Source organism: Micromonospora sp. CA-244673 (assembly GCF_050948395.1).
Classification (GTDB): domain Bacteria; phylum Actinomycetota; class Actinomycetes; order Mycobacteriales; family Micromonosporaceae; genus Micromonospora.
The window spans coordinates 4,833,111-4,857,883 of the sequence record NZ_CP192019.1 but is presented as its reverse complement, the minus strand read 5'-3'; the positions used below and the strand labels follow the sequence as shown (position 1 = coordinate 4,857,883).

At 67.6% G+C, this 24,773-nt stretch carries 26 protein-coding genes and 5 pseudogenes; 13 read left to right on the top strand and 18 right to left on the bottom strand.

Features of this window, described 5'->3' with window-relative positions; translation table 11 throughout:
• Positions 1–301 precede the first annotated feature (301 nt).
• Together ACQP12_RS22190 and ACQP12_RS22185 are read right to left on the bottom strand one after the other, a co-directional pair.
• On the bottom strand, positions 302–1,165 hold the full coding sequence (locus tag ACQP12_RS22190) for a transposase (protein ID WP_433281663.1): 864 nt from the start codon (positions 1,163–1,165) through the stop codon (positions 302–304).
• Positions 1,166–1,416: 251 nt separating this feature from the next.
• Entirely contained in the window at positions 1,417–1,845 is a 429-nt protein-coding gene (locus ACQP12_RS22185) for a winged helix-turn-helix transcriptional regulator (protein WP_433281661.1), read from the bottom strand.
• Between the two features lie 114 nt (positions 1,846–1,959).
• Between ACQP12_RS22185 and ACQP12_RS22180 the strand changes: the two genes are divergently transcribed.
• Positions 1,960–2,679, top strand: coding sequence for a DsbA family oxidoreductase (locus ACQP12_RS22180; protein ID WP_433281659.1), 720 nt, complete (start codon positions 1,960–1,962; stop codon positions 2,677–2,679).
• Positions 2,680–2,787: 108 nt separating this feature from the next.
• Positions 2,788–2,994: a hypothetical protein gene (locus tag ACQP12_RS22175; RefSeq protein WP_433289583.1), complete on the top strand. Its 207-nt coding sequence runs from the start codon at positions 2,788–2,790 to the stop codon at positions 2,992–2,994.
• On the opposite strand, the pseudogene ACQP12_RS22170 reads toward ACQP12_RS22175, so the two are convergent.
• The 7 genes and pseudogenes from ACQP12_RS22170 to ACQP12_RS22140 form a co-directional block, all read right to left on the bottom strand.
• Positions 2,963–3,055, bottom strand: a pseudogene (locus tag ACQP12_RS22170) (oxidoreductase); the annotation flags it as partial. The gene ACQP12_RS22175 and the pseudogene ACQP12_RS22170 sit on opposite strands and share 32 nt — an antisense overlap.
• Positions 3,056–3,136: 81 nt before the next feature.
• On the bottom strand, positions 3,137–3,619 hold the full coding sequence (locus tag ACQP12_RS22165) for a barstar family protein (protein WP_433289369.1): 483 nt from the start codon (positions 3,617–3,619) through the stop codon (positions 3,137–3,139).
• A 223-nt stretch (positions 3,620–3,842) separates the two neighbouring features.
• A complete protein-coding gene (locus tag ACQP12_RS22160; RefSeq protein ID WP_433281656.1) occupies positions 3,843–4,370 on the bottom strand; it encodes a hypothetical protein in 528 nt (175 codons plus the stop codon).
• A 267-nt stretch (positions 4,371–4,637) separates the two neighbouring features.
• On the bottom strand, positions 4,638–5,006 hold the full coding sequence (locus ACQP12_RS22155) for a hypothetical protein (protein ID WP_433281654.1): 369 nt from the start codon (positions 5,004–5,006) through the stop codon (positions 4,638–4,640).
• 173 nt (positions 5,007–5,179) lie between these two features.
• On the bottom strand, positions 5,180–5,440 hold the full coding sequence (locus tag ACQP12_RS22150) for a DUF7660 family protein (RefSeq protein ID WP_433281652.1): 261 nt from the start codon (positions 5,438–5,440) through the stop codon (positions 5,180–5,182).
• Between the two features lie 211 nt (positions 5,441–5,651).
• Positions 5,652–6,182, bottom strand: a complete 531-nt coding sequence (locus ACQP12_RS22145) for an IS6 family transposase (protein WP_433281651.1) — start codon at positions 6,180–6,182, stop codon at positions 5,652–5,654.
• Between the two features lie 980 nt (positions 6,183–7,162).
• Positions 7,163–8,671 (bottom strand): hypothetical protein, encoded by a 1,509-nt coding sequence (locus ACQP12_RS22140; protein WP_433281649.1) that lies wholly within the window; start codon positions 8,669–8,671, stop codon positions 7,163–7,165.
• Positions 8,672–9,350: 679 nt separating this feature from the next.
• Between ACQP12_RS22140 and ACQP12_RS22135 the strand changes: the two are divergent.
• Positions 9,351–9,482: pseudogene (locus ACQP12_RS22135) on the top strand (IS110 family transposase); the annotation flags it as partial.
• Positions 9,466–9,690: pseudogene (locus ACQP12_RS22130) on the top strand (integrase core domain-containing protein); the annotation flags it as partial. The pseudogenes ACQP12_RS22135 and ACQP12_RS22130, both read left to right, overlap by 17 nt.
• On the opposite strand, the gene ACQP12_RS22125 reads toward ACQP12_RS22130, so the two are convergent.
• Both ACQP12_RS22125 and ACQP12_RS22120 read right to left on the bottom strand, forming a co-directional pair.
• The gene (locus tag ACQP12_RS22125) at positions 9,653–10,486 is read right to left on the bottom strand and encodes a hypothetical protein (protein WP_433281647.1); all 834 of its coding nucleotides are present in this window, start codon (positions 10,484–10,486) and stop codon (positions 9,653–9,655) included. The pseudogene ACQP12_RS22130 and the gene ACQP12_RS22125 overlap by 38 nt on opposite strands.
• A gap of 238 nt (positions 10,487–10,724) precedes the next feature.
• Entirely contained in the window at positions 10,725–11,369 is a 645-nt protein-coding gene (locus ACQP12_RS22120; RefSeq protein ID WP_433281645.1) for a TetR/AcrR family transcriptional regulator, read from the bottom strand.
• A gap of 283 nt (positions 11,370–11,652) precedes the next feature.
• Here ACQP12_RS22120 and ACQP12_RS22115 point away from each other — a divergent pair, with 283 nt between their 5' ends.
• The 8 genes from ACQP12_RS22115 to ACQP12_RS22080 all read left to right on the top strand — a co-directional run bounded on the left by ACQP12_RS22115 (position 11,653) and on the right by ACQP12_RS22080 (position 18,767).
• The gene (locus ACQP12_RS22115; RefSeq protein WP_433281642.1) at positions 11,653–12,195 is read left to right on the top strand and encodes a carboxymuconolactone decarboxylase family protein; all 543 of its coding nucleotides are present in this window, start codon (positions 11,653–11,655) and stop codon (positions 12,193–12,195) included.
• Positions 12,196–12,234: 39 nt separating this feature from the next.
• Positions 12,235–12,888 (top strand): nitroreductase family protein, encoded by a 654-nt coding sequence (locus tag ACQP12_RS22110; protein WP_433281640.1) that lies wholly within the window; start codon positions 12,235–12,237, stop codon positions 12,886–12,888.
• 122 nt (positions 12,889–13,010) lie between these two features.
• Positions 13,011–13,406 carry an MmcQ/YjbR family DNA-binding protein gene (locus tag ACQP12_RS22105; protein WP_433281638.1) on the top strand — a complete coding sequence of 132 codons (396 nt, stop codon included), beginning with the start codon at positions 13,011–13,013 and terminating at the stop codon, positions 13,404–13,406.
• 570 nt (positions 13,407–13,976) lie between these two features.
• On the top strand, positions 13,977–14,300 hold the full coding sequence (locus ACQP12_RS22100) for a hypothetical protein (protein WP_433281636.1): 324 nt from the start codon (positions 13,977–13,979) through the stop codon (positions 14,298–14,300).
• Between the two features lie 247 nt (positions 14,301–14,547).
• A complete protein-coding gene (locus tag ACQP12_RS22095; protein ID WP_433281634.1) occupies positions 14,548–15,042 on the top strand; it encodes a transposase in 495 nt (164 codons plus the stop codon).
• Positions 15,043–15,894: 852 nt separating this feature from the next.
• Positions 15,895–17,322: a DEAD/DEAH box helicase gene (locus ACQP12_RS22090; protein ID WP_433281632.1), complete on the top strand. Its 1,428-nt coding sequence runs from the start codon at positions 15,895–15,897 to the stop codon at positions 17,320–17,322.
• A 191-nt stretch (positions 17,323–17,513) separates the two neighbouring features.
• Positions 17,514–17,717: a cold-shock protein gene (locus ACQP12_RS22085; RefSeq protein WP_433281629.1), complete on the top strand. Its 204-nt coding sequence runs from the start codon at positions 17,514–17,516 to the stop codon at positions 17,715–17,717.
• A 129-nt stretch (positions 17,718–17,846) separates the two neighbouring features.
• Positions 17,847–18,767, top strand: coding sequence for a hypothetical protein (locus ACQP12_RS22080; RefSeq protein ID WP_433281627.1), 921 nt, complete (start codon positions 17,847–17,849; stop codon positions 18,765–18,767).
• Between the two features lie 92 nt (positions 18,768–18,859).
• Here the strand turns inward: ACQP12_RS22080 and ACQP12_RS22075 are convergent.
• From ACQP12_RS22075 to ACQP12_RS22060, 4 genes and pseudogenes are all read right to left on the bottom strand, one after another.
• Positions 18,860–19,083: pseudogene (locus tag ACQP12_RS22075) on the bottom strand (hypothetical protein).
• A 274-nt stretch (positions 19,084–19,357) separates the two neighbouring features.
• Positions 19,358–20,347, bottom strand: a complete 990-nt coding sequence (locus ACQP12_RS22070) for a CehA/McbA family metallohydrolase (RefSeq protein WP_433281625.1) — start codon at positions 20,345–20,347, stop codon at positions 19,358–19,360.
• An 863-nt stretch (positions 20,348–21,210) separates the two neighbouring features.
• Positions 21,211–22,065 (bottom strand): ABC transporter permease subunit, encoded by an 855-nt coding sequence (locus tag ACQP12_RS22065; protein WP_433281622.1) that lies wholly within the window; start codon positions 22,063–22,065, stop codon positions 21,211–21,213.
• A gap of 42 nt (positions 22,066–22,107) precedes the next feature.
• Positions 22,108–23,001, bottom strand: coding sequence for an ABC transporter ATP-binding protein (locus ACQP12_RS22060; RefSeq protein ID WP_433281620.1), 894 nt, complete (start codon positions 22,999–23,001; stop codon positions 22,108–22,110).
• Positions 23,002–23,088: 87 nt separating this feature from the next.
• Between ACQP12_RS22060 and ACQP12_RS22055 the strand changes: the two genes are divergently transcribed.
• Positions 23,089–23,550 carry a GbsR/MarR family transcriptional regulator gene (locus ACQP12_RS22055; RefSeq protein WP_433281618.1) on the top strand — a complete coding sequence of 154 codons (462 nt, stop codon included), beginning with the start codon at positions 23,089–23,091 and terminating at the stop codon, positions 23,548–23,550.
• A gap of 204 nt (positions 23,551–23,754) precedes the next feature.
• Here ACQP12_RS22055 and ACQP12_RS22050 read toward each other — a convergent pair.
• The 3 genes and pseudogenes from ACQP12_RS22050 to ACQP12_RS22040 all read right to left on the bottom strand — a co-directional run.
• A pseudogene (locus tag ACQP12_RS22050) lies at positions 23,755–24,023 on the bottom strand (transposase); the annotation flags it as partial.
• A gap of 7 nt (positions 24,024–24,030) precedes the next feature.
• The gene (locus tag ACQP12_RS22045; RefSeq protein ID WP_433281616.1) at positions 24,031–24,252 is read right to left on the bottom strand and encodes a hypothetical protein; all 222 of its coding nucleotides are present in this window, start codon (positions 24,250–24,252) and stop codon (positions 24,031–24,033) included.
• Positions 24,253–24,386: 134 nt separating this feature from the next.
• Positions 24,387–24,611, bottom strand: coding sequence for a transposase (locus ACQP12_RS22040; RefSeq protein ID WP_433281614.1), 225 nt, complete (start codon positions 24,609–24,611; stop codon positions 24,387–24,389).
• Between the last annotated feature and the right edge of the window lie 162 nt (positions 24,612–24,773).

Here is a 24,773-nt window from a genome sequence, read left to right as displayed (position 1 = left end):
GGCCTCGGACCGGGACGAGACCTTTGACCTGCGGTGATGTAGGCGAGCGGTGCGTCGTGACCTCCCAGAGAAACCGAAGTGGTCAGCGTTGGCTGCTCCCCGCCTGCCTACTGTCGTCTTGTCGTCCTGGGCCCGCCGAAGCCAGTCGCCGCGACGATCCAGCATCGACGTGCGGCTCTAGATCCGCCATGGCGAGTTGGTAGGGATTCCGGCAGTTGAGACTCGAATCCCACCGGCAGCCATCTGACCAGGGCTTCCTGGGCGGTGACCACTTCGGCGTGCCCGAAGAGGTCACCGGCAACTAGGCTAGGGTGAGCCTCAAGGTCTTGCCGATCGTCATCGGCGGTGGGGCAATGGTTCGTGTGGCCCCTCGGACACAAACCATTACCCCACGGTGCGCGCTTAGATCGACTGAAGCGCGCACCGTTTGCGTTTCCGGCTGGTAGGTGAGCCGAAGGCCGAGTTGGCGGTATACCTCGGCCTTGTCCGCGGGGTCGGCGTCGCGAAGGGCCGCGGCGATGTCGCCGAGGGCCGTCACCAGGGCTGTGATTTCCGCTCGGCTCATGCGGCGTGGTCTGTTGCCCGCGTTCGCGTCAAGATCCGCTTCGGCGCGGGCGCGTTCGGTCTGGGTTTGGACGATCCGCCCGGTGACTACCGCCGGGTTGGCGCCGGCGTCGAGGGCGGCTCGGTAGCGTTCCAGCTTCGCGTCGCATTCGTTGATGACCGTCCACCGCCACGGCGGACAGCACCACAAGCCGCACCGGGCGCACAGCGCCAGGACCTGCACGAACAACGCATTCAGACCCTCGCGGTGACGGCGTAGGAACCGCGCGACGGTGGCATGGTCGACCTGCTGGTTGCCCGTGATGATCCGGCAGCCCACGTCATTGAGGCAAGCGGCCTCGATCTTGCGCGTGGAACGCACGCCCTTGCAGTAGCAGTACAGCACCAAGCTGAGTAGCACCTGCGGCGGATACGCCGCCGCGCCCTGGCCATCAGCACGATGGCCCCGCAGCAACCCGGACAGGTCGAGCTCACCGACGACCTTCAGGATGTGCCAGCACAGATGCTGCGGCGGCAGCCACCCACGCACGTCATGCCTGATCGGCGCCGAGTCGTCCGGGCTACAGGAAATGAAGTTGTATCCCACGGACAGCATGATCATCCACTGTGGGCAAGTAACAGCGCCAACTCTTGACGGCGAAAGATCGAAAGCTGTGCGACGGCCTCCCACCAACCCGGCCGGTGCACCCAACCCTCCCGGCCAGGACCAGGACGGCCACCCGGCCGCCGCAACAACCACCCCACCCCGCGCTACGACGTCCACACCGCGACCACCACGAACGCCAAGACAGCAGCCGGAAAGAAGACGAAGGCCGTCAATTCCCGTTCACGCCGCAGGAGTTAAGAGTCAAGTTAGGTGGCGCCGTTGTCGTACTCCGTCTGGTGGCGGCGGATCTCGACATGGTGGTCGGCGGACCAGGCGGCCAGGGCCAGGACGGTGGAGAGCAGTGACGTGCCCAGGTCGGTGAGGGCGTACTCGACGCGGGGCGGGACCTCGGGGTAGGAGGTCCGGGTGACGAGGCCCGTGCGCTGCAGGTGCTTCAAGGTCAGCGTGAGCATGCGCTGGGAGATGCCGGGGATCGCGTCGCCCAGGTTCGAGTAGCGAATGGGGCCGTCGGCGAGCGTACCGATGATCAACACGCTCCACTTGTCGCCGACGAGGTCCAGGACCTCGCGGATGAAGTCGGCGTCTTCGTCGTTCCAGTGCGCACAGGGCCCCGGGGCGCTCCGGACGTTCGCCCGGACGTTGGTGCGCCTCCGTCGAAGATCCTCGCCACTCATACCGCCACCCCTTCCGTCAGCCGGTGCCACGCACATGAATGTACCTTTTGTGGCTCTCCGATTCTAATGCATCATGGGGTTACGAACATGAAGTGAGAAACGAGGAGGAGTGCCATGAAGATCGAGTTCTGGTCGGACATCGTCTGCCCGTACTGCGGGCTGATGGATCACCGGCTTCACCAGGCCCTGGACCGGTTCGAGCACGCCGACGAGGTGCAGGTGATCCACCGGTCGTTCCAGCTACATCCCGACCTGCCCCGTGAGGGTGTCAGCCAACGGGAGCTGATCACGATGGCCGGGGCCCCCGCGACGACCGTGGACCGGGTCCTGCGACCGATCGAGCGGGCCGCCAAGGCGGAGGGCCTGACGCCCTACCGCGCGGTCGACCGCACGCTCGGCCCGACCGATTTCGCCCACGAGCTGCTCGCCTACGCGACCGACCAGGGACGCGGCAACGAGATCTGGACGGCCATGTTCCGGGCGCACTTCGGGCAGGCCCGCAAGCTGTGGACGACCGAGGAGGTCCTCGACTTCGCCGCCGAGGTGGGTCTGGACCGCGCCGGGGCTGCCGAGGCCCTGCGCAGCCGCCGCTACCGGGCCCGGGTGGCGGCCGAACAGCGCGAGGCACAGCGCCTCGGGGCTCGCGGCGCACCGTTCCTCGTGTTCGACGGCCGCTTCGCGGTGCCCGGGGCGCTCGGCCTCGACGACCTGCTCGCGGTCATGGCCAAAGCGTGGGACGAGAGTCATCCCGCTCCGCAGCCGCTGCCGGTTGTCGCCGACGCCGAGGGCATCTGCGCCCCGGACGGGTGCGCGGTGCCCGACCGCACCATCTGAGCCGCTCGCCCCAGGCGACGGATTCCCCGCTATCAACCCGAGCAGACCGCTCGGGGCAGCAGATACGGACCCCCGAGGGTTCGCCATACCGAATTGGAGTTGACAGCCATGTCAGATCTACAGGCGCAGGACAGTGCTCTGATCTTGATCGACCACCAGGTCATCTCGATGGGGTTCATCAAGACCCAGTCGCCCGACGTCGCCAAGTTGAACAGCATCACCCTGGTGAAGGCGGCGAAGGTCCTCGACATCCCGAACGTCTGGACCAGCAGCACCGAGGACCGCCCAGCTCGACCGCGCGACGCAGCACGCTGACCGCCTGGTCGCGGTCGCTGGGAGTGCCCTGGTGGAGGGCGGCGCTGCCGGTCAGGCGCATGGTGCCGAAGCCGATCCTGTTGACCTTGAGGTCACCGAGCAGCCACTACTGACCTTCTCCTCCTGAACCCCACAGGAGCGGTTAGTCCACTCGGCGGTTGGCGTCCAGCCACTCCGCGTCGTTCCAGCTCACGGGTACCGCGCCAACCGGCTGGAACCGGATCTGCGGGTCGTTGCTTTGGACGAGACACATCAGGCGCTGACCGAACAGGCTGGCAGTTCGGGAGTGGTCGGCCATGATGTCCAGCAGGATCTGAGCGGACCTTGGGCAGTGAGTGGCAAACGTGTCGTAGCTGGTGAAGACAAGGGCGAGGCCGGCTGCCTCAGGCAACCACCCGTATTCGTAGCTCACGACGTCGCGCATGCAGTCGTTGAGGGCGTCGAGGTTGCGCCCGTAGTAGTCAGGGAAGCACAGTGCAGCCGCCATGTCGCGGTGCATGGCCTCCTCAGTTGCCCAGCCTGACGCGTCCAGGTGGGTGACCTGGTAGCCGTGACCGCGTAGCCACTCTTTGGTTCGGTCAAGAATCGATGTGCGCCAGAAGAGAGTCACTGAGGTATTGATCATGAGGCGGAGGGCTAGATCTTCGCTGAGATCAGTCTCCGCGTCGAAGGCGGTCACGACCGGGAGAGTACAGCCATCAGTACAGCCAAGCCCGCCAGCCAACGCCGACGTTGCCCGACGGCGGCGGACATTCTGACCAGGCGCGCAGCCGCCCGACTAGCCATCCGCGATCTTCTTCTGAGCCCAAGGCCATGACGGCTTCCTGCCGGTCAGGAAGGGATCGATCTCAGATGCCATGTCGGGCAGCAGTAGCGGTTCGCTGGGCCAGTTCCCGGCGCAGCACGTCGCGGCCTGGAGTCATGTAGGTGAGAGGAACGAGGATTTCGTATGGTCGGCTCTGTCCATGTCCGGCCCACTGCCACCGCTTCAGCGGGGGGCGGGTCAGGTCCGGGTCTATCGGCTCGATCACCAGGAACGCCACCAGCCGCCCGCGGATTTCGGCTTTGGCAATGTTCGACCAATCAATGGACAAGGTGACTTCGCCCGGGCCCGCCACCTGTAGGTGCTCTTCAGTGAGCCGTAGGGGCAGCCGTGACTGGTAGCCAGAGACCGCTGGGCGGGCCAGACGCCTGGGGAGGGTGAAAATCACCAAGTAGAGCGGGAGAATCCATATCCCGTCCCACCACTGCCGGCCCCGGGCGAGGTTGAATACGACCTCTCCTGCCACGACCACGAGCAGCGCGACGACCGGCACGGCCTGGCGGCTCGTCGAGCGCCTGAATTCGATCGTGGGCGACTCATCGGCGGCGGTCACCACGACCTTCTGCCCGACCGGTCCGGCGGCCAAACGGACCCGGACCGCACCGACAGGTGAGCGGTCCGCATCTAGTCCGCAAGAGGTCCACGGGCGGCGGGGGAGAGGTGTGAGATGTCGAGAGGCGTCTCGGCTGCTAGACCCTCATCCGCCCAGGTCGGCACGGCGGGCAACTTGATCTCGTAATTCTCCGGTCACTGGGCCCTCCGGGTGCCAGTAGCCGGTAGGCCGGATGGCTTCCCCGAGCTGCCCTGGTTCACTCGCGCACTATGCGTGGGGGTTGCCGAGCCACCACACGTCATGGGTGGTCCAAGCGCTCGGAGCACCGGACACCCGCAGGGTGGTGCCGCCGTCGAAGCTGAGGATCAGGTCGGCGGTGGCGGTGACGGCGGCGTAAGTGACTGTCCCGTTCAGCACCTCGAGTAGTGCCGGCAGGGCCGCTGCTGGCTCGTCGGCCGCAAGGTCGAGGACGAGCGACGGGGGTGGGCTTACGTCGCAGGTGGTGTCGATGTACAGCCGCAGCTCGGCCGGCGTGAGGCTGGCGTTGTTGCTGGTGAAGGTGACGAAGGGCCAGGCCTGGCGGACACCGACCTCGGTTACAAAGTAGCCGACCAGCGACTGCGGGTCATGATTCACGCCGACAGATTATCGGCCAGCCAAGATCCTACGTGCCATCAACGTGCCAGTAGCTGTGTCCACCCACGGTTACGAAGGGGCACGAGCGGTCGAGCGCGTGAGCAGGCGTTTCAGGCATCTCGGGGTGCTGATCTTCGTCCTTCCAAGCTGACGGTGCGGCGAAAGGCGAGCGCTTACTCGTAGAAGCATCCTGCGTGCAGGGCGTCCGCGAGGAGTTGCCAGGTCGGTTGTGCCGGGAGACGGTTGCCGGCACGCTTCTGTAGGCGGCTTCGGTCCTGGAGGTACGCCGCGCACGCCTCCAAGTAGCGGTCTGTGGTCATGTTCTCGACGGCGTCTGGATCGCGAGCGAGATCATCAGCTATCCACCGCAGCCAGGTAACCAAGTCGTCCAGGCTGTCGACCCGCTTCAGCGGACGGTTGTCGTCCTCCGCCATTGCCGCCTCTCCTGCATCCCGCCGCCATACAGCCATCGGCGCCGTTGCATTATCTGATCGGGAGACGTGGTACGCCCGGGTCGGGTCCGCGGTCAGACCACCCGGGCGAGTTCACTGAACGCCGAAGCGACTCGGAGCTTGGGCGGACTGTCGAGCCCGAGTTCGTAGTGCCCGCGGCGGAGATTCTGCATGAACGCCTGTCCGGCGATGATCACCTGTGCGGTCCGGTCGGTCCGGGGCCCACGCATCGGTCGTAACCGCTGCTTGACTGACTGTGATCGGCCTCGATCGGATTGTTCGCGTACCGCTCGACATGGTGCCAGGCCGAGGGGATCAGGTCGTCGAGCACGGCGGGGTAGACCGGGGCGGCGTCGGTGACGACCTCGCGGGGCGTCACCTTCAGCACCCGCAGGGCCTTCCGGAAGAACCGGCGGGCAGCGGCGGCATCACGGCGGCCCGAGACGAGCACGTCGATAACCTGCCCGTGCTGGTTGACCGCCCGGTAGACGTAGCGCCACTCGCCGCTGACCTTGACGTAAGTCTCGTCGACGAACCACCGGTCACCGGTCACCGGGCGAGTGGCGAGCGAACCGGGCCACGTCTGCCAGCAACGGGGTGAACCGTTGCACCCACCGGAAGACGGTGACTGGTCAACCTCGACACCGCGCTCAGACAGGAGTTCCTCCACATCCCGGTAGGACAGGCTGTAGCGCAGGTACCAGCGGACCGCGACGACGATCACCTCCGCCGGGAAACGGAACCCGGTGAACGCCGACCTCGGCGGCGACCAACGGCGACGACGGCTCGACAGCTGGACCCGTCAAGCGTGCCTGGGTCCCCGGACACGGGCAATGCAACAGGCCCCGTCGAGATCGTTCACCAATTCTCCCACCCACTCGTAGACGTTAGCCACGCCGACGATGCCCTCGCACTCGTACAGGCCGAGGCTCCGCTCATAGTTTCGGCCCTCGAAGTCATCCAGGCGAGGCCAGATCGTCGGCAGCCCGGGGGAGGTGAACAACGCCGCCGGAACCCTCTGCCCGGACACGTCGGCCTCGAAGGCGGAAAAGCTGAACTGGTTGCGTAGCCACCCGGACAGTGTGATCTCGGTCCAGTCGCCGGCGATACTGACTTCGTCCTGGTTGGGCTGAGCTGGCCGCAGCGTCCCGTAGGCGGCGAGCCTGCGTCGCTGTGGAGGAACCCTAACGAAGGAACCAGTGGGAATTCGGGAACCTCCCGAACGCCGGGCGGACGAAGCGACAATCGCCGGACGCGCCTTATGTCCAGAGCACGCGACCCAGGGAAGATCAAGCCTCGGCTTCTTTGCTGAGGGCTGGTCACGGAGTGGGCTGAGAACGAAGCAGTGCGGCAGAGCGGGCACGACCCGGGCCGGATCGTCCTGATGTCGCCGACGGCGGCGAGGCCATCATTGATCTGGCGGTGCCGCCCGACCAGCCGGACTCGCGGGAGGCACCTCACCTCGGCGTTCTCACCGCGATGTAGACACCCCTAAGCACTGAGGGCCTGACGACGCGGGCGCCGCCAAGGGGAAATCCACGGACAGGCGTGGGTGGCCGGTGGGGCCCGCGGTGCCGCCCCGCCGCCGAACGGCCCCGAGGCGGGCCTTCCGGCGGCGGGTCATCGCGGAGGCGGTGGCGGCTGGCCGCATGGAGGTTGATGACGACGTGCTGGGAGCCCTGCCCTGGGCGTAGCTGCCCGGGATCAGTCCCGTACCCAGGTGAAGGTGACCCGGGCGCCGGCTGGAAGTCGGTCTAGGTCGTTCAGCTCCAGCACGCCGGTGATCGCGCCGAACAGCTTGGCTTTGCGTAGCCGGAGCTGTCCCTCGGGGAGCTGGTAGCGGTAGAGCCCGTTGGCGTCGGTGCGCTTGCTGTCCTGCACCGCGATGGTCCAGTCCCCGTCCTTCGCGTGCAGGCCCAGCTCCTTGCGCCAGGTCAGGCCGGTGCCGAGGTTCAGCACGAACTCCACCTCGTCCGCCGGCTTCGCCCCGGCCTCGATCCGGTAGTCGACCGCGTCGTGGTCGCGGGTGATCAGCTGCCCCGCCGATCGCTCCGACCAAGCCGGCAGGTGGGAGGCAGGCAGCGGGCTGCCCTTGGGCAGGGCGGCCAGGGAACCGTCCGGCACCACACCGACCCGGTCCCAGCGCAGCCCGAGCGCGGTGAACGTGACCGGGTCCGGCACGTGCCGCAGCATGCCGTCGACCATCAGGTAGACCGGATCCTGGTGCTCCTCGCGCAGCACCGTGCCGTCCACCGGCACCGGGCGCAACGCCCGCAGCGAGTCGCGCGGTAGCACCCGGACGTCGGCCCAGCTGAATCCGAGGCGGAGCAGGGTGTCCGGGTCGGGGATGTGGAAGCCGTGCCCGCCATAGGTGACGTGCACCTCCGCGCGGTCGATCTCCCGGAGCAGGACGCGGTCCCCGGGCGCGTCGGCGACGTACGAGGTCGATCCGTCCGGCAGTTCCACCACCTCGTTCCAGTGCAACCCCAGCCGGTCGAACTCCTGCGGGCTGGTCACCCAGAACTTCGCTCCGCCGTGCAGCACATAGATCCGGGGGTCGGAGCGGTCGCTGAGCAGCTTGCCCCCGGCGAGGTACCAGGGCAGCCGCGGCGAGTACCGCTCCACGAAGAAACCGCGCCACTGGTCGCCGTTGCCCTGCCGCACGACCCGGTCGGCCGGGTCGTACGCGGTCTTGAACTCCAGCACGTCCTCACGGCGGGCGTACCGGTTGTCCCAGATGAAGACCCGGGTCCGCTCGCCCTCTTCGTAGCCGTACGCCACCACCTGGTGGTCGTTGCCGAAGCCGCCCGGGTCGCGGGACTGGCACAGGCCCAGCGGTTGCGGGAGCCCCTGGTCGAGGAGCTGCTTGAGCTTGGGGAACTGCTCCTCCCGAGTCAACCGGGCCACGCCGATCCCATTCAGGGTGGTCGGGTGGTCCGGGGTCCGCATGAACTGGAAGTACATCGGCCAGTTGTCGACGATGCTGGTGATCAGCCGGTCGTAGATGTAGTCCGCGACCGGGTTGCCGTCCGGCGGCAGGGCGCTGGCGGCGGGCACCGGCATGCGCTGGTGCCAGTGGTCCAGTGCGGCGAACGCCATTCCGCCGCACCGGCCCTTGGTGTCGGTGATCGGCAGGCCGGCGATCTTGATGTGGTTGGTGAAGCCGTTGGTGAAGGCGTAGCCGTCCCGTGCCGGACGGAAGGACACCCGCATGAGAACTCTCCCGACGTTAGTAGATGACCCGGACACCCATCCGGGTACAGGTGGGGCGGCCGACGACACCGTCGTCGGTGAGGCCGCGCATCCGCTGATACCAGCGGTCCAACCGTCACCTCCGGTCTCTGCTCGGGCCACCGCTCCGCCGCGACTTTCACGCCGGCGTGCCGTCCTCGCGCCCTCGGCGGTACGGGCCGGGTTTCCTGCGCCCACTGTCGAAATCGCAGGTGGCTCCGGCAAGGGATGAGTCGGCTATCGGCGTCGCGACCACCCAGGTAGCGGCCGGGCGCCGCCGATCGAGAAGGCGGGTCGCCGATTGGCGGGTTCACCCGGGCGGATCGGTGACCCTCGGGCGGAACGTCGGCCGGCGGTCCGCCCGGCTGATCGGGCGGTCAGCCCGCCGGTTCCGCCAGGCGGGTCAGCCCGGCAGGTCGGTTGGTGCGGCCATCATCTGCCGACGAACGCTGCACAACTCAAGTGAAGCGATCTCTTGGCCGACCTACTGGGCGGCCGAACGCCGCGGTGACGGTGACACGGGACCTCTCCGCCGCACGTTTCGTGTTGCCCGTCTGGCAGGGCGCCGAGACCCCCGTGCAGGTGTCAAGGGTATGTGGGCCGTCGCCTCGAGGCTGGTAAGCCCGTTGCGGCTGAGTGTGGCGGAGGCATCGACGGCAGCGCCTACGCCAACCGGCGCACCGCCGACGGCAAAACCAAGAAAGAGATCATCCGTTGCCTCAAGCGCTACATCGCACGAGAGGTCTACCAGCTGCTGACCTCACCCACAGCCCTGCCAGCCCGAACGGGTTGACACCCATAGGAGCTTCGGGAAAGTCGAGCGCTTCCACCGCACCCTGACCGACGGCTGGGCCATCGCCCGCTTCTACAACAGCGAACAAGCCCGCAGGAAGGCCTGACCGGCGATCCTGCATCACTACAATCACCACCGGCCTCACTCAGCCATCGGCGGCCTACCACCCATCACCAGGTTGACCAAGCTCCCCGGACAGCACACCTAGCTGCGGCCGAGCCGGGGCTGCTCGGGCGCCATTGCCGCCGTCGGGGCCTGGCCACGAGCACGGTGACGAGGGTGTCGCGGTCGCAGTCCGGTATCTCGCGTAGCGTCCAGCGTCCGACCAGTCCCTTGCCGGCGAAGTTCGACTCCGCGTCGCGGTCCTCGACCTCACCCTCCCTGAGGATCAGCCCGGCGGCCGGGTAGGCCCGCTGCATGAAGGCGAGGGTCGAGCGGAAGTCACTTGGTGTCACTGCCGTGACCACCAGCCGCCCGCCGGACCGCTGCTCCGAGCCGGTGAGAATTGCGTCGGACGGCAGCGGAACCTCGCCTGGGAGCGCGGTGGGCCGCGGCACGGCCGTCGCCGTGTCCGCGCAGACGAGGGTGGTGGCCGTGGATGCGCTTCGGGGTTCCGCCGCGCCGGGAGCGTCGGGATCGCCGAGATCCGTCTCGCCGGCGGCGCCGCCGCAGCCGGTGAGGGCTGCGGCGGCGGCAAGCACGAGAGCACCCGCTCGTACCCGGATCACTTCTTCTTCGCCTTCGCCGTTTTGACCGGGTCGAACGCGGCGAACAGCGACTTCCCGCCGCTCTGGCGGGCGATGGTGGCCGAGCGGGTCGAAGTTCTGCGCGCCGCCGGTGGCGCAGGCGCCGGTGCACCCGTCGGCGTACCCGACAAGGACGCGGCCCTGCTTGTCCACCTGGATGTCCATGAAGTCGAGCAGGTTCCGGTCGGTGCCGCAGGTGGTGCCGCCAGTGCAGATCGAACCCTTCTGCACCGCGTCGTTCGGCGTCGCATCGGTCAACCACCAGGTCCGCCCGCCGTCGTAGGTGACATTCCAGGTAGGACGGCGCCTCCTTTACGTCAGGGTCGGCAATCAGCCATCACGCCATCGGGCCCATGAATTCGTGAGGCTGGATGTCGGCGAGCCGTCTCATTCTGCTAACAGAGCGGACGCCCTTTCGCGTCGCCCGACATGGTCGTCTTACCACTTCGCCAGACCTACTTCCGCGCTCCGAAACCCGAGGCTCGGATGTGCCGCGTCAGCCTATGTGCTGGTCGTCAGACGTCACGAACGTTCGGAGATGGTCAACCGCCGCAGAGAGCGCGTCCTGCAGGGGGCCGATGTCCCGGGCGACCTGAGCGAGGAGCATGCCGCCTTGATACGCCGCGAGGAACATGTCGGCGAGCCGCGCGGAGTCGGCGGACGCGTCGATGCGGCCGAGTTGCCGCATGCGATCGAGCCCGACGCGGAAGATCTCGCGCCACTGCGCGAACACCTCCGCGAGCCGGTCGTGTACGTCGAGATCGGTCTTGACGATCTCGCTCGCGAGCGAGCCGAGGCTGCAGCCGTCCTTGAACGGACGCCCCGAGAGGACGTAGAAGTCCGCCCAGTCCTGGAACGCCTCGACGGTGTCGAAGCTGGCAAACCGTTCGCTGCGATGGAAGCCGAGGACGCTGTCGGCCTGCCAGTCGATGACCGCCAGGACGAGGCTCTCCTTGGTGGGGAAGTAGTGACTCAGCTGCGATCCACTCACGCCTGCAGCGCGGCGTACGAGCTCGTTGTTGGTTGCGTGGACCCCTTTGTCGTAGATCAACGCCGCCGCGTGCTCCAGTATTCGCTCGCGCGTGGTCTGGCCCTTGGGAGTGAGCTTCTGGGCTGCCTCCGCCCCGTTGTTCACCTGCATGTAATCGACGTTACACAAACTGGGCTTGGAAACCCACTTTCGATCGTGTCCTCACAGCGAGCGGACGAAATAGTCCAGTAACGTCACGCGGGGGCCGTGTGCGCCAGTGTTCGCTCGCGCGTGGTCTGGCCCTTGGGAGTGAGCTTCTGGGCTGCCTCCGCCCCGTTGTTCACCTGCATGTAATCGACGTTACACAAACTGGGCTTGGAAACCCACTTTCGATCGTGTTCACTCAAGCGAGTGGACCAAATGGTCCAGCAAGGTCACCCGGAGGTTCGTCACCATGTCTCGCCTGACCGCTCCCGCGCGCGCCGACATCGACGCGAAAACGCAGGGCGCGCTCGACGCCATCGCGAAGCAGTTCGGCTTCGCGCCCAGCATGTTCACCACGCTCGCCGCGAACCCGACCGTGCTCGAGATCGTGATGGGCCTGCAGGGCAGCATCGCGAAGCTCCTGGACGCGAAGACGCGCCACACGATCGCCCTCGCGGTCTCTCAGTCGAACGGCTGCCACTACTGCCAGGCACTCCACGGTTTCATCTCGTCGAACCTCGGCGGTATGTCGGCGGAGGAGATTGAGCTCGCCCGCATGGGCACGTCCAGCGACCCGAAGCGCGCCGCCGTCGCGAAGTTCGCGCAGCACGTGATCGAGACGCGTGGCCAGGTCAGCGACGAGGACCTCGCAGCGATCCGCGAGGTCGGGTATATCGACCCGGAGATCCAGGCGATCGTCACGATCGTGGTCGTCACCCTGCTCACGAACTACCTCAACAACGTCAGCGACACCGTCGTCGACGTCCCCGGCGCCGACCACCAGTCGGCCTGACTTTCCTCTCCACCCGCCGTTCAGACGAAGGAAAGCACGATGTTGGATCTCGACAAGCTGATCACGAAGCACCTCACCCGCTACTTCGACCCGAGCAAGAGGATCCCGGAGGAGACGTTCCAGCAGTTGCTGCGTTACCTGCGCACCTCGCCGACGACGATCAACATCCAGCCGAACCGTTTCCACGTGCTGGAGACGCAGGATGGCAAGGACAAGCTCGCGGACGCACTGGTCGGCCGCTTCGCAGACAACGCGGAGAAGGTGCGCAACGCGTCGCACGCCATCGTCTTCACGACGCGCAAGGACATCCCCGACACGCACCTGCAGGAGATCTTCGAGAAGGAGCGCGCCGACGGGCGCTTCGCCGACCCGGAGATCCAGAAGGGATGGGAGGCGGGCGCCTCCAACTTCGTGGAGATCCAGACGGAGAACTATGGCGGGAACGTGCTCCACTGGCTTGAGAAGAACACCTACCTCGTCGTCGGCGCCACGATGATGGCCGCCGCATCCCTCGGGGTGGACGCGACGCCGATGGAGGGCTTCGACCGCAAGACCGTGGACGCGGCCTTCGACCTGACCGACACCGACTACACGACCACGCTGCTTCTGGTGCTCGGCTACCCCGACGAGGCTCGGGTCTCCCACCAGCCGGTCTCGCGGTTCGACGCGGAGAAGATCTTCACGCACATGTGACGGACGGGGCGGACATCGGACCGCGGTGCCGGCCCCGTTCACTTCGACTCGGTTGCGCGGCGTCCGCACCTCCTCGACGGACTCCGGGCAATCGACCCCCTAACGACCTCGAGGAGGTCAAAATGCAGATTGATAAGGCAACGCAGGATCGAGCCGCGGCCCGCGCCGCCGAGCTTCCCGGCTCGGAGCACACACACCAGTTCACCGGCGACTGGGAGGTATGGAAAGTCGGCGGCAAGGTGTTCATGCTGCAGACGTCCATGCCCGGCGAGCCGGTCGTGATCCTGAAAGCGGATCCAACCGTCGCGGAGGCGCTCCGCGCAGCTCACGCCAGCATCTCGCCCGGCTACCACATGAACAAGAAGCACTGGATCACGGTGCGGGCGGGCGCGGACGTCGAGCCCGCGCTTGTCGACGATCTCGTGACCGAGTCGTACCTCCTCGTCGTTGCCGGCCTGCCGAAGGAGAGCCGTCCCGTCAATCCGGCTTCGTTCCGCGTCCCGCCCTCCGCCGACTGATCACGCTGACGCCGACCGCGCCCAGGGCGCTGTTGCCCCTCATCCGAGCAGCGCCCGCACCGGCGCATGGCGACCTTAGGCGGCCGGCCGCAACGACGAGGACCTCAACGTCTGCGTCCTCATCGAGGCACACGTCCTTCGACGATCGCCCGATCGAACCCCACCTGCCGATGAAATACCCTGGTCAAACTCACCCCGTGTTCCGATCTTCGGTTCCTGACCTTCGGCAAGCCAGAATATGCTGATCTTGGGACTTCGCCTAACATCAGTGGCCCCTTCGGGGCAGGCTCGGGAGTGTGGATCTAACGGCACCTCTCTGTGTCAAGGCGTTGGCAGCAGAGAGGTCTCCAACTTGTTGGATTGGTGGCGGAGATCAGGGTCTGCAGCCATGATCTTCGAGGTTGTGGTCGGGGTCGCTCGGGAAACACCTGCCGCCCACGGGCTGGCCCTCGAACGGCCTGCGCCCCGGCCATAACCGCCGGCGAGAGTGGCTCGAGAGAGGTCTGTTAAGCCCGAAGTTGGTGTGCCCTCCTCGCCGGATCCCCTTTTCCGGTCCTGCAAGGAGAACCAGTGCCCGCCGCCGCGTCGTCTACACCACCCCGGGTCGTCATCGCGATCGATCCACACAAGGCCTCCTGGACCGCCGTCGCGGTCGACAACCGACTCCAGCCTCTCGCCGCGATCCGCGTCGAGGTCAACCGTGACGGCTATCGGCAGTTACTTCGCTTCGCCGGCCGCTGGTCGCATGCCGTCTGGGCGGTCGAAGGCGCGACGGGCCTTGGTGCCACGTTGACCTCTCGTCTGGCAGCCGACGGCGTCGACGTCGTGGATGTGCCCGCGAAGCTCGCCCGCCGCGTTCGGATGCTCTCCAGTTGGGCACGGCCGCAAGACTGACCAGGCCGATGCTCTATCGGTCGGGATCGCCGCGCACACCGCTGCTCGGCTCAACACCGCCGTGGTGGATGAGGCGATCGCTGCCCTGCGATGCCTCACCGAACACCGCGATGACCTCGTCCGCAGCCGCACTTAGATCGTCAACCGGCTGCACGCGCTGCTGGCACAGCTCGTTCCCGCCGGCCTGCCCCGCGGACTGACCGCCGACAGCGCAGCCGCTGCGCTGCGCAGCATCCGCCCACGGGCCGTGCTGGCCCGCACCATGCGCCAGGTCGCCGTGGAACTGCTCGGCGAGCTGCGCCGCCTCGATCGGCGCATCGCCCAGGCAACAGCAACGTTGTCCGCTGCGGTCGCAGCGTCAGGCACGACCTTGACCGATCTGCACGGCATCGGCGACGTCACCGCCGCGAAGATCCTGGCCCGCTCCGGCGCCATCAACAGGTTCCGGTCGGAGTCCGCGTTCGCCTCGTACTGCGGCGTCGCACCGATTGAAGTGTCATCCGGTGACATCCAACGCCACCGCCTCTCGCGCGCCGGCGACCGGCAGCTGAACTACGCCCTGCACGTCATGGCCATGGCCCAGATCAAACGAGCGACCCCGGGCCGGGACTACTACCAGCGCAAACGAGCCCCCGGAAAGACCCACAAGGAAGCCATGCGCTGCCTGAAGCGGCGCCTCTCCGACGTCGTCTACCGCACCATGATCAAAGACACGGAGACCTCTCTGCTGCCAACGCCTTGACACAGAGAGGTGCCGTTAGATCCACACTCGCAGACCCGGCCGCTCATCGCCGAGCACGAGGAACGTGACGCGCGGGGCCGATAGTCCCGCGGAGAAGAAGAGAACAAGGAGCAGCAGATGATCACTCGTAGCGGATCATAGGCCGCCAGCGCGGGTCCCGCGGAGTACTTCACCGGCGACGTGCGTGTCCAGCCCCTGTTCGCCGAAGAGGACGCCGCGGCGTACGGCGCCGCGCCGGTCGCCTTCGCGCCCAGAGCCCGGTCCGCGTGGCAGACGCACCCGCCGGGCAGCGGTGCTGATCCACCTGCACAGGACGTCGGTACCTGCGACGCGTCGAACCGACACGCGTGGTAGCCCTTAACGACTGGGCTCCGTTGCGTCGTGATGCCTAACGAGTCGTCGGCTTCCGGTCGGCGTCACCCTCGACACGGAACGGGGTGCGCAGGCGGGTCATCGCAGCCGAACTTACGTCGACGGCAGGGGTGTGGTCGAAAGCCGTATCTGCTCTCGGTGCTTCACGGAACAGATTCGAGTCATGCGCGGTTACATCAGTCAAGAGCTGCTCCAAGTTTGCGCGCCAACGCGCGATCCACCCGCTCGCACATGCGAGCCGGGTGCGGAAAATGAGCGGGGCGGATCCGGCCGCTCGCAGGGGGCCTTGGATCCGTTTCGCTCGGCCCGTCGAACCCTAACGCAGAAAGCCATCGTGTGCGCCCTGGGCCGGGGTGCGGGTAGATTGATCAACCAGTCCGCCGGTTTCCGACCACGGCCTGCCTCTGATGTCGACCACAACGCGCGCGACCAATCGGTCAGCGCCGTGCAGGGCGACCCCTTCCACGTTCGGAGACTCCCATGGCGGCACGCCGCCCCAGCAAGACCCCCCTTGTCACACCCACCTCCTTCGCCGACCTTGGCGTGCCCGGCCGCCTGGTCGCCGCGCTCGAGCAGGCGGGCATCAGCACGCCATTCCCGATCCAGGCCGCGACGCTCCCGGATTCACTCGCCGGACGCGACGTGCTGGGTCGTGGCAGGACGGGATCGGGCAAGACATACGCCTTCGCTCTTCCGGTCCTCGCCCGGCTCTCGGCCGCCACGTCTCCGCGGCTGCCCGGCCGCCCGCGCTCGCTCATCCTGGCGCCCACCCGCGAGCTGGCGACCCAGATCGAAGCGACGATCGCACCGCTGGCCACCGCGCTGTCGCTGCGGACCGTGACGATCTTCGGTGGGGTGAACGCGCGGCCGCAGATCGCTGCACTGCGTGCCGGGGTCGATATCCTCATCGCCTGTCCCGGCCGGCTCGCCGACCACGTGTCGACCGGCCACGCGATCCTCGACGCCGTCGAGGTCACGGTGCTCGACGAGGCGGACCACATGGCCGACCTGGGCTTCCTGCCGGTCGTACGGCGACTCCTCGACAAGACACCGCCCCGCTCCCAGCGGCTGCTGTTCTCGGCGACGCTCGACGCGGGCGTTGACGTCCTCGTGCGGCGGTACCTCTCCAACCCAGTCACCCACAGCGTCGACTCGGCGATGTCCCCGGTCGCCGCGATGACCCACCACGTGCTCCGGGTGCGTCACGATGACCGGCTCCCCGTCCTGGTCGACCTGACGGCCGCTCCGGGGCGCACGCTTGTATTCACCCGCACCAAGCGCGGCGCCAAGAAGCTGACCAGTCAACTGGTCGCCTCGGGCGTGCCCGCCGTGGAGCTGCACGGCAACCTGGCGCAGAACGCCCGCACCCGCAATCTGGCGGCGTTCTCCGCCGGCGACGCCCGCACGCTCGTCGCGACCGACATCGCGGCGCGCGGTATCCACGTCGACGACGTAGCTCTCGTGATCCACGCCGACCCGCCCGCCGAGCACAAGGCATACCTGCACCGCTCGGGGCGGACCGCGCGTGCCGGAGCGAGCGGCACCATCGTCACCCTGATGACCGACGACCAGGTCACCGACGTGCGCGACCTCACCCGCCAGGCCGGCATCAACCCGACCATCACCCAGCTTGGGCCCGGCGACTCGCTGCTCACCGAACTCGCCCCGGGCGAGCGCCGCTTCGTGACGCCTCCCGTAGCGACGACGGCGCCACATCACGGACGAGGCCGCAGCGCCACGCGGCGCCCGGATCCGCGCACAGCGACGGGCGGATCGACCGCCAGCGCAACGCGCGGGAGAGGCTCGGGAAGTCGTCGGGCGAGTGCCGCGGAAACCACGTCCGCGACACGGGGCGCGGCGGCGTTCTCTTCCGGCACGCGGGTTGGTAGCCGGCGCGGTCAGCGCTGACAACGAAGACACCGCGCGGCGCGCCCGTGCTAGCCTCACCGGGTTGCAACCTTCGGTTTGTCCCATACTTTGCCAGCGCCTGGTGGGTATCTAACCCGCCGGGCGCTTTTTGTCCTGCCGGTTCTTCCGGACCAGCAGCGGCGGCAACCGAGGGCCCGCACGTGGCTCCATCCGTTACTCGAGGAGAAGAAATGGCATTCGGCACAGTCAAGTGGTTCAACGCGGACAAGGGCTTCGGCTTCATCGCGCAGGATGGTGGTGGCGCTGACGTCTTCGCCCACTTCTCGGCCATCTCATCGAGCGGGCTCCGCAGCCTGGAAGAGAACCAGCGGGTCGAGTTCGACGTCGAGCAGGGCCAGAAGGGCCTTCAGGCCGCCAACATCCGCCTGGTCTGACGTTGACTCCGCCAAGCCGCGGCGACAAGGCCTCGCCCGTCGCCACGGCTGGCTGAGACCACGGAAGCGGCGCTTCGACCACCGTCAAAGCGCTGGTCAGGGCTCGTGGTTCCCCGGTCGGCCCGTGACATGATGGCGCCCATGGGGAAACAGCAGGACGTCGGCGGGCCCAACCGTCACAGTGGGTCAGGTGCCGCCGCGGACGGTGTGACGGGTGGCAGCGTCGATGCGCGGCTCGCCTTCGCGCAGGACCCCACAACGCCGCACATGACCCTCATCGACCTGGCGTCCGACCCGTCGGCCGTGGTCCGTGAGGCGGTCGCGACCCGCACCGACGCGCCCGCGCAGGCACTGCGACCACTGACCCGGGACCATGATCGTCACGTCCGGGAGGCCGTGGCGAGAAACCCCTCGACCTCGGTCGCCAATCTCCTGCGACTCGTCAAGGACGCCGACCGGTGGGTCCGCTGGGGGGTCGCCGGCAACCCGGCCTGCGACGAGTCGATTCGCCGGGTGATGACGGAGGCCCCCGACAAGGAGCTTCGTGGTCTCCTCGCGGAGAGGCGCGAACTGGAACCCGAGCTGGCCGCGCGGCTGGTCAACGACGTCTCACCAGAGGTACGGGAACGACTCGCCACCCACACCCACGACCCCGACGTGATCACCGCCCTGATGGCCGATCGCACCGCACGCGTACGCAAGGGGCTCGCCCGCAACCCGCGGACCACCACCGCCCAGCGAAGCGCACTCGCCCAGGATCCCGTGGTGGACGTCCGCGCCGCGCTGGTGCTCGCGGTCGAGCTGACCGAGGCGGATCTGCGACGCCTGATTGACGACCGCTCGGTGCAGGTGCGGATGGCGATGGCGACGTCGGAGGTGGTCCCGCCGCACATTCGGCAGGCGCTCGGTCGCGATCCCGACGAGATGGTTGCCGGTGCGGCGCGGGACTTCCGCCCCGGGTCGGGCAACTCCTCGGTGGTACGGGCTCCGCGCGTTGGTCAGCGGGCCTCCGGGACCGGCCGAGGCCGACCGGGCGGCGCCCGACGCTGAGGCCAGCGGAGCCGCCGTCATCCGCCCGCGGCCTCATCCGCTCGCACTCGATTCCGAGACGTCGGCGTGTCAAGGCTCGGATGGCCGACAGATCAGGCCGACGAGATGCTGCCGTACTTGGCGTCGCGCATCGCCGGGAGGGCGGCGCGGGTCACGTAGAAGGCGGTCAACTCGGGACGGTGGCGGTACAGGCGCAGATCACGCCCCTGCCGATGGCCGCGTTCGGACGTGATCTCGTGCAGGCACGCCCCCACACCACGGTCTCCCCGCCGCCGGGCACCACCTGGCCGTCGCCCGGCCCGCCCCGCAGCAACACGTCCGTTCCCCGACCCGTATGGAATCGGCCGCGACCGGGCCTGCTTACCGCTCGTCAGCGAGACTGGCAGGCTCTGTTGATCGAGTAGTTGGAATTCACCTCATCACCGCCGTCGGGGCGACGCTCTGTCATGGGCCGAGACCTCGGCCGCCCTCAGGGCCCCGGCGAGTTTGCGTTCTGTCCTGATTCGCTGTGATCGCCATCGGGATCCGTCGCTTCCCTGGCGGTACCGCCCGCCGTCTTCCTTCGGAGCGGTGACGTTGGCGTTGTGCTTTCAGGTCAGGATGATTGGGTTGCTGAGCGCCGCCATGTGCCCTTCGGGGTGGCGCACCTCGATGCGGATGAACGCCGATTCTTCGGCGTTGGTGTGCCAGTGCACGGCGCCGGCACCTGTGCCGGGCAACGGTGCGCTGTGCATCTTGCCTTGCACCGTGTGGAAGCTGACGGTGCCGGAGGGCACGCCGCGTACCTCCGCTCGCGCGATGGCCGGTTCACCGCCGGTCGTCAACCGCTCGCCGATCCCGGCGTGGTGACTGCCGGCTGAGATCGTCAAGGACAGCTCGACGGCGGCCGATTCGGCGATCCAGCTGCGGCCGGTCCGGATGCCGGCGAGGATCGCGTTGGTGCTGAGTTCCTCGGCGAGTACGACGGTGTGCGGGATGCCGATCTGGCCCTCAAGGTGGGTATCGCTGTTGCCCACTGCCGGCCGCCACCGCCCCTGGTGGATGTCCGCGGCCAGGGCGCGCCCCCATTCGGCCAGGGCTGCTTCATTGTCGGCTTGCCAGGGCACATCCGAGCTCCACGGTCCGTTCCACACCTCCACCGCGTCGAGCCCCTGGTACGGGTACATGAACGTGCCGGAGGCGTAGGGCGCATGCGGATGGGCCGCGACACACAGCCCACCGGCTCGGTGGACCTCATCCAGATGCCGGTCGAGCATCCCGTCGTACACGCCGTAGTCCCAGCCGACCACCTGTCCCGCGGGTATGCCGAGCGCGAGCCAGTGCCCGGTGCGGGTGGTGACCTCTTCGCCCAGGATCACCAGCAGATCGTTGCCGGCGTGGCGCCCCCAGGTGCCATGCGCGTCGGGGGTGTTGTGCTCGGTGGTCGCGAGGAAATCCAGCCCAGCCGCACGGGCATCGGCCGCAAGCCGCTGCGGCGTGAGCTTGCCGTCCGAGTGCACCGAATGTACGTGGCAGTCGCCCCGGTACCAACCACGCCCCCGACCAGCCACCCGTATCGGGGGGAAATCCAGTTCCGACATCCATTCCCCCTAGTGGACCTGCCCCGGGCAGCGCACGCGTCGTTCGCAGCGCTCTGGCGTGACGGGCACCGCGCCGGTAGATGGTGGAGTCTCTGACACTCCACAACCGAGAGTCGCCGTGCCCGCCCCGACATCATCGCCCATCAGCCCGACCGCCGCGAAGACCAACCCGGCCGGCCTGGCCCCGACCAGGTAGCAGGCCCGGCGGCGGCCTTTTTAGCCGATATCCGCACCCCCGCTCCCGGCGACGATGCCGGTCTACCTGGACGCCGCTGGCGTACAACTCGCCGCGTGCCGGGCCGCAGGTGCGAGGGGAATCGTGCTTCAGGCCCTGGGCATCGGCAACCCAACGCCAGGTGTCCTGGAAGAGGTGCGGAGGTCTGTGGCGCGGGAATGGTGGTGCTGGTGACCTCCCGCTGCCCAGGCGGGACGTTGCCCCGGTCTACGGCGCGGGAGGAGGGGCTGACCTCGCCGCCGCCAGAGCGCTCTTCGCAGGATCACTGCCGGCTCCCGAAGGCGCGCCTGCTTCTTGCCGCGGCTCTCAGCAGCGAACAGCAGTCACCACGTGCGGTGGACTGCATGACCCCCTTCATCACCAGGTTCGACCAGCGGATGCCCAGCGGTGCGGGCTGACAGATGCATGTCCGTGATTCGCATTCGTCGAGCAGCTGACCTTGCGTCTCCGGGTCGTAGTCGAGGACCATCCGAATGCGTCTGTCCGAGGCGGAACTGGCGGCGGTACGCGCAATCGAGCGCAGTGGAGGAGTCGAGGATTCTCCGGCAGCCGGCGTCCCATCCACGACTATGGGGCCACCCCGTCGGATGGCCCCTACGAGCGTTGGAAGTCGCAGGTTGGTATCGGTCTACCGGTTGAGATCGCGGCGGTTGAGCCGCCACGCGCTGGCACCGATCAGTGCGACAACGGCGGATACCAGCACCGTGACATGCCCGACGTGGACGCTGTTGATGAGCGGTTCGGCGCTGATGTAGTAGTAAAACGGGGTCAGGTAGCGCAGCCAGTCCGCACCGATCTGCGGAGCAAAGCCGTGCAGCGCGTAGGTGAGCACGCCCAGACCGGCGGTGGCACCGAAGGCGACCGCGCGCGAGGCGCCGGTGGCGGCGCCGATACCGGTGGCCACGGCGCCGAACAGCAAGCCCAGTAGCACTAGGTTGAGCGCCTGGGCGGCGAACCCGCCAATGCTGACAGTGTCCAGGTTGGCGCTGCCGCGCACGGCCAGCAGCCCGACCAGCACGGCGACCCCGATCAGCGCCGCACCAGCGGCCAGCGCCGTGAAGCGCTGCAGCATCAGCCGGGTACGGCCGATCGGGTGCGCTAGAAGCAGGTCCAGGTAGCCGGACTCCTCGTCGGCGGAGATCATGCGGGCGCCGGTGGCCGCGCCGTAAAAGGTGACCAGCAGCGGCACCAGCAGCCCGAACACCGGGCCCTGCAGGTAGCCCGCGGCGCTGGACATGTCGTCGAGGCCGAAGCCCCGCATCGTCTCCGGAACGCTCGCCATCGACTCGGCCGACAGCTGGGGGTAGAAGCTGGCGTAGAACGTCGCGAGTAATCCGGTCGCGAGGGCCCACACGGCGAAGACGCGCCGGTTGTCCCACAACGTCTTTGTGAAGATGCTGCCGCCGAAGGTGCGGGCGGGCCGGGACGTGCCCGGGATGATGCCGGGGGCTGCGGGCCGGGTGGTGTGGAGGGTCGTGGTCATGGTCATCGTCCTGCCGTTTCTCGTGGTTTGACGTGTGGTCGGTTAGGCGGTGCGGCCGGCGTAGAAGGTGTGGAACACCTCTTCCAGGTCCTGGGTGTCGGCGCGTAGCCCGGTGATGGTGTGCCGGGCGGCTGTTTTGATCAGGGCGTCCGGGCTGCCGTCGACCCGGCAGGTCAACGTCGTCCCGTCTACAGCTACGTCGGTGACGCCCGCGAGCCCCGCGAACTGGTCAACGTGCACCGGCGCGGTGAAGCTGATCCGCACCTGCAGCAGGGACCGGTCGCGCAGCTCGGTGACGGTGTCGAGGGCGACGAGGTGGCCTTCGCGGATAAGAGCGACCCGGTCGGCGACCGCTTCCACCTCGCTCATGATGTGGCTGGACATGAACACCGTCTGCCCGGCCTTCTTGGCATCGAGAACCATGTCGAGGAACGTCTGCTGCACTAGCGGGTCGAGCCCGGAGGTGGGCTCGTCCAGGATCAGCAGCTCCGGCTCGTGCATGAACGCCTGAACCAGACCGACCTTCTGTCGGTTGCCTTTCGACAGGCTCTTCACCCGCGCGGTCAGGTCCAGGTCCAGCCGGTCGGCCAGCTCGACGATCCGGGCGGCGGGAACCCCGCCGCGCAGCGCACCGAGAAAGGCCAGGCACTCCCCGGCCCGCTGGCGTCCGTCGACGACGAAATCGCCGGCCAGGTACCCGACGCGGCGGTGCAGCTTGACTGCATCGACGTGCGGATCCAATCCAAGTACCCGGGCGTCGCCGGATGAGGGGCGGATCAGGTTCAGCAGGAGCCGGATCGTGGTCGACTTGCCGGCGCCGTTCGGGCCGAGGTAGCCGAACACCTCGCCATGGTCGACCGTCAGAGTCAGGCCGGTGAGGCCCCGCCGGGTGCCGTATGTCTTGGTGAGCTCGGTGAGCTCGATCGCCGTGTTCATGTCGGAGATACTATCAGAGTCTTCAGAGATTTTTGAAGACTCAGAGGTGTTAGGATCATCCCAGGCTGCGAGGTAAAGGAGATGGGGTTGGCTGACACGCTGGAGGCCGCCGAGCGGATGGCGCTGGTCCTGGCGCAAGGGGGCATGCAAAAGGCGACGGCACGAGTGCTGGCCGCGCTCTTGTTCACCGACACCGACAGCGTCACCGCACCCGAACTATCCGAGTGGCTCGGCATCAGTTCCGGAGCCGTCTCTGGAGCAATCAAGATGCTCTCCACCGTCGGACTAATCGAACGCGTCCCGGTGCCGGCCAGCCGCCGCGAGCACTATCGACTGCGCGACGGCGCCTGGGCGACCCTCATGTCGACGCAGAACGGCATGGTCCAAGCCATGTTCCGAGCGGCAAACGACGGAATCAAAGCCGTCGGCGACAACACGCCCGCCGCGCGCCGGCTCGCCGAGATGCGTGACTTCTACGAGTTCATGTTCCGGGAGCTGCCCGCCCTGATCGACCGATGGAAGGCCGCGTCCGGCGCTGCGTCCGCCTAGCCGACCCCGGCTGGGTCACCACACGACGACGGTTCATGCTCTTTGTGCTCGGGAGGGACCCCTTGGCGATTGCCGTCGCGAGGTCGAGGGCCAGCCGGGTGAGGTGGTTGGTGTCTGGGATCGACGGGTACGCCGTTGAACCAGGCGCCGAGGCGGATGAAGTTCAGCGCGATGGCTTTGAGGATGTGTTCCAGGCGGGTCTTGGCGATGCTCCCGCGTGTCCGGGAACACCTCGCGCAAAGCGTTCCAGAACCCGAGCGCCCCCTCACCGACGGCCAGGACGGAGCCTGCATGCCGCGCCGTTTGCAGTCGCGCAGCAGGTCCGCCCAGCAGCCGGCCGATTCGCGGTAGCCCTCGGCGAGGGCGACGAGCTCCTTCTCCTTGCGGCCGTCGACGCGGACCCCGACGATCACGAGCAGGCACAGTTTCGCCTCGTTGAGGCGCACGTTGAGGTGCGCACCGTCGGCCCAGACAAGCCGGTCAGCCAGAACAGCGCGTAGGCGATGGGTGGCATGGCCGCCAGCCGGCGTGGTGCTCGGGTGCCGGTGGCGGCGGCCACCCGCCTGACCAGCGGGGGCGCGGCGATCGGCAGCACGTGAACGACAAGATGCCTGCCACCGCGTGGATGGAGCCTGCGGTGGTGACGAACCGCGGATCGGTCGGGTCGATGGGGTCGGTCGGGAACGCGCCGACCGCCACCATGCCCAGCCCGGCAGTGGTGAGCAGACCGAGCGCGACACGGGGCGCGGCGAGGGCAAACCGCTGCCACGGCGCTGGTCACCTGAAGTATGCCAAAACCCGCCTCAGGGTCGTGACCAGGAATTTCGATGATCGCTTCAAGCGGCTCGGTGATACTCGGTGATCACGCCGTCGAGGCGTCGTCGGCGTCGGATGGAGGCGTCCATGGGGATGACGACGGCCGGATCGTGGTTGCGCGGCAACTGTCGCCGGCCTTGATGGGGTCGATGATCGTTGAAGTGGTCGACGTACTCGCCAACGACGGTCAGCGCCTGGCGCTCGTTGGAGATCAGCAGGTGGTCCAGACGCAGGCCGGCCTGCAACCGCCACGCTGTCCGTTACCGTAGCCAAGGCATGTAGCATCAGCGCGATGCGCACTCAGAGCGCGCATCGATGCGGATCGTGGTGGGTTCAGCCCCCCTCGGACACAAACCATTACCCCACGGTGCGCGCTTAGATCCACTGAAACGCGCACCGTTTGCGTT

Bases quoted from the DNA above. Each gene is read 5' to 3' on its own strand.
- ACQP12_RS22190 (WP_433281663.1), bottom strand. From the start codon at position 1,165: ATGATCATGCTGTCCGTGGGATACAACTTCATTTCCTGTAGCCCGGAC.
- ACQP12_RS22185 (WP_433281661.1), bottom strand. From the start codon at position 1,845: ATGAGTGGCGAGGATCTTCGACGGAGGCGCACCAACGTCCGGGCGAAC.
- ACQP12_RS22180 (WP_433281659.1), top strand. From the start codon at position 1,960: ATGAAGATCGAGTTCTGGTCGGACATCGTCTGCCCGTACTGCGGGCTG.
- ACQP12_RS22175 (WP_433289583.1), top strand. From the start codon at position 2,788: ATGTCAGATCTACAGGCGCAGGACAGTGCTCTGATCTTGATCGACCAC.
- ACQP12_RS22165 (WP_433289369.1), bottom strand. From the start codon at position 3,619: ATGATCAATACCTCAGTGACTCTCTTCTGGCGCACATCGATTCTTGAC.
- ACQP12_RS22150 (WP_433281652.1), bottom strand. From the start codon at position 5,440: ATGGCGGAGGACGACAACCGTCCGCTGAAGCGGGTCGACAGCCTGGAC.
- ACQP12_RS22140 (WP_433281649.1), bottom strand. From the start codon at position 8,671: ATGCGGGTGTCCTTCCGTCCGGCACGGGACGGCTACGCCTTCACCAAC.
- ACQP12_RS22120 (WP_433281645.1), bottom strand. From the start codon at position 11,369: ATGCAGGTGAACAACGGGGCGGAGGCAGCCCAGAAGCTCACTCCCAAG.
- ACQP12_RS22115 (WP_433281642.1), top strand. From the start codon at position 11,653: ATGTCTCGCCTGACCGCTCCCGCGCGCGCCGACATCGACGCGAAAACG.
- ACQP12_RS22110 (WP_433281640.1), top strand. From the start codon at position 12,235: ATGTTGGATCTCGACAAGCTGATCACGAAGCACCTCACCCGCTACTTC.
- ACQP12_RS22105 (WP_433281638.1), top strand. From the start codon at position 13,011: ATGCAGATTGATAAGGCAACGCAGGATCGAGCCGCGGCCCGCGCCGCC.
- ACQP12_RS22090 (WP_433281632.1), top strand. From the start codon at position 15,895: ATGGCGGCACGCCGCCCCAGCAAGACCCCCCTTGTCACACCCACCTCC.
- ACQP12_RS22085 (WP_433281629.1), top strand. From the start codon at position 17,514: ATGGCATTCGGCACAGTCAAGTGGTTCAACGCGGACAAGGGCTTCGGC.
- ACQP12_RS22080 (WP_433281627.1), top strand. From the start codon at position 17,847: ATGATGGCGCCCATGGGGAAACAGCAGGACGTCGGCGGGCCCAACCGT.
- ACQP12_RS22070 (WP_433281625.1), bottom strand. From the start codon at position 20,347: ATGTCGGAACTGGATTTCCCCCCGATACGGGTGGCTGGTCGGGGGCGT.
- ACQP12_RS22065 (WP_433281622.1), bottom strand. From the start codon at position 22,065: ATGACCACGACCCTCCACACCACCCGGCCCGCAGCCCCCGGCATCATC.
- ACQP12_RS22060 (WP_433281620.1), bottom strand. From the start codon at position 23,001: ATGAACACGGCGATCGAGCTCACCGAGCTCACCAAGACATACGGCACC.
- ACQP12_RS22045 (WP_433281616.1), bottom strand. From the start codon at position 24,252: ATGGTGGCGGTCGGCGCGTTCCCGACCGACCCCATCGACCCGACCGAT.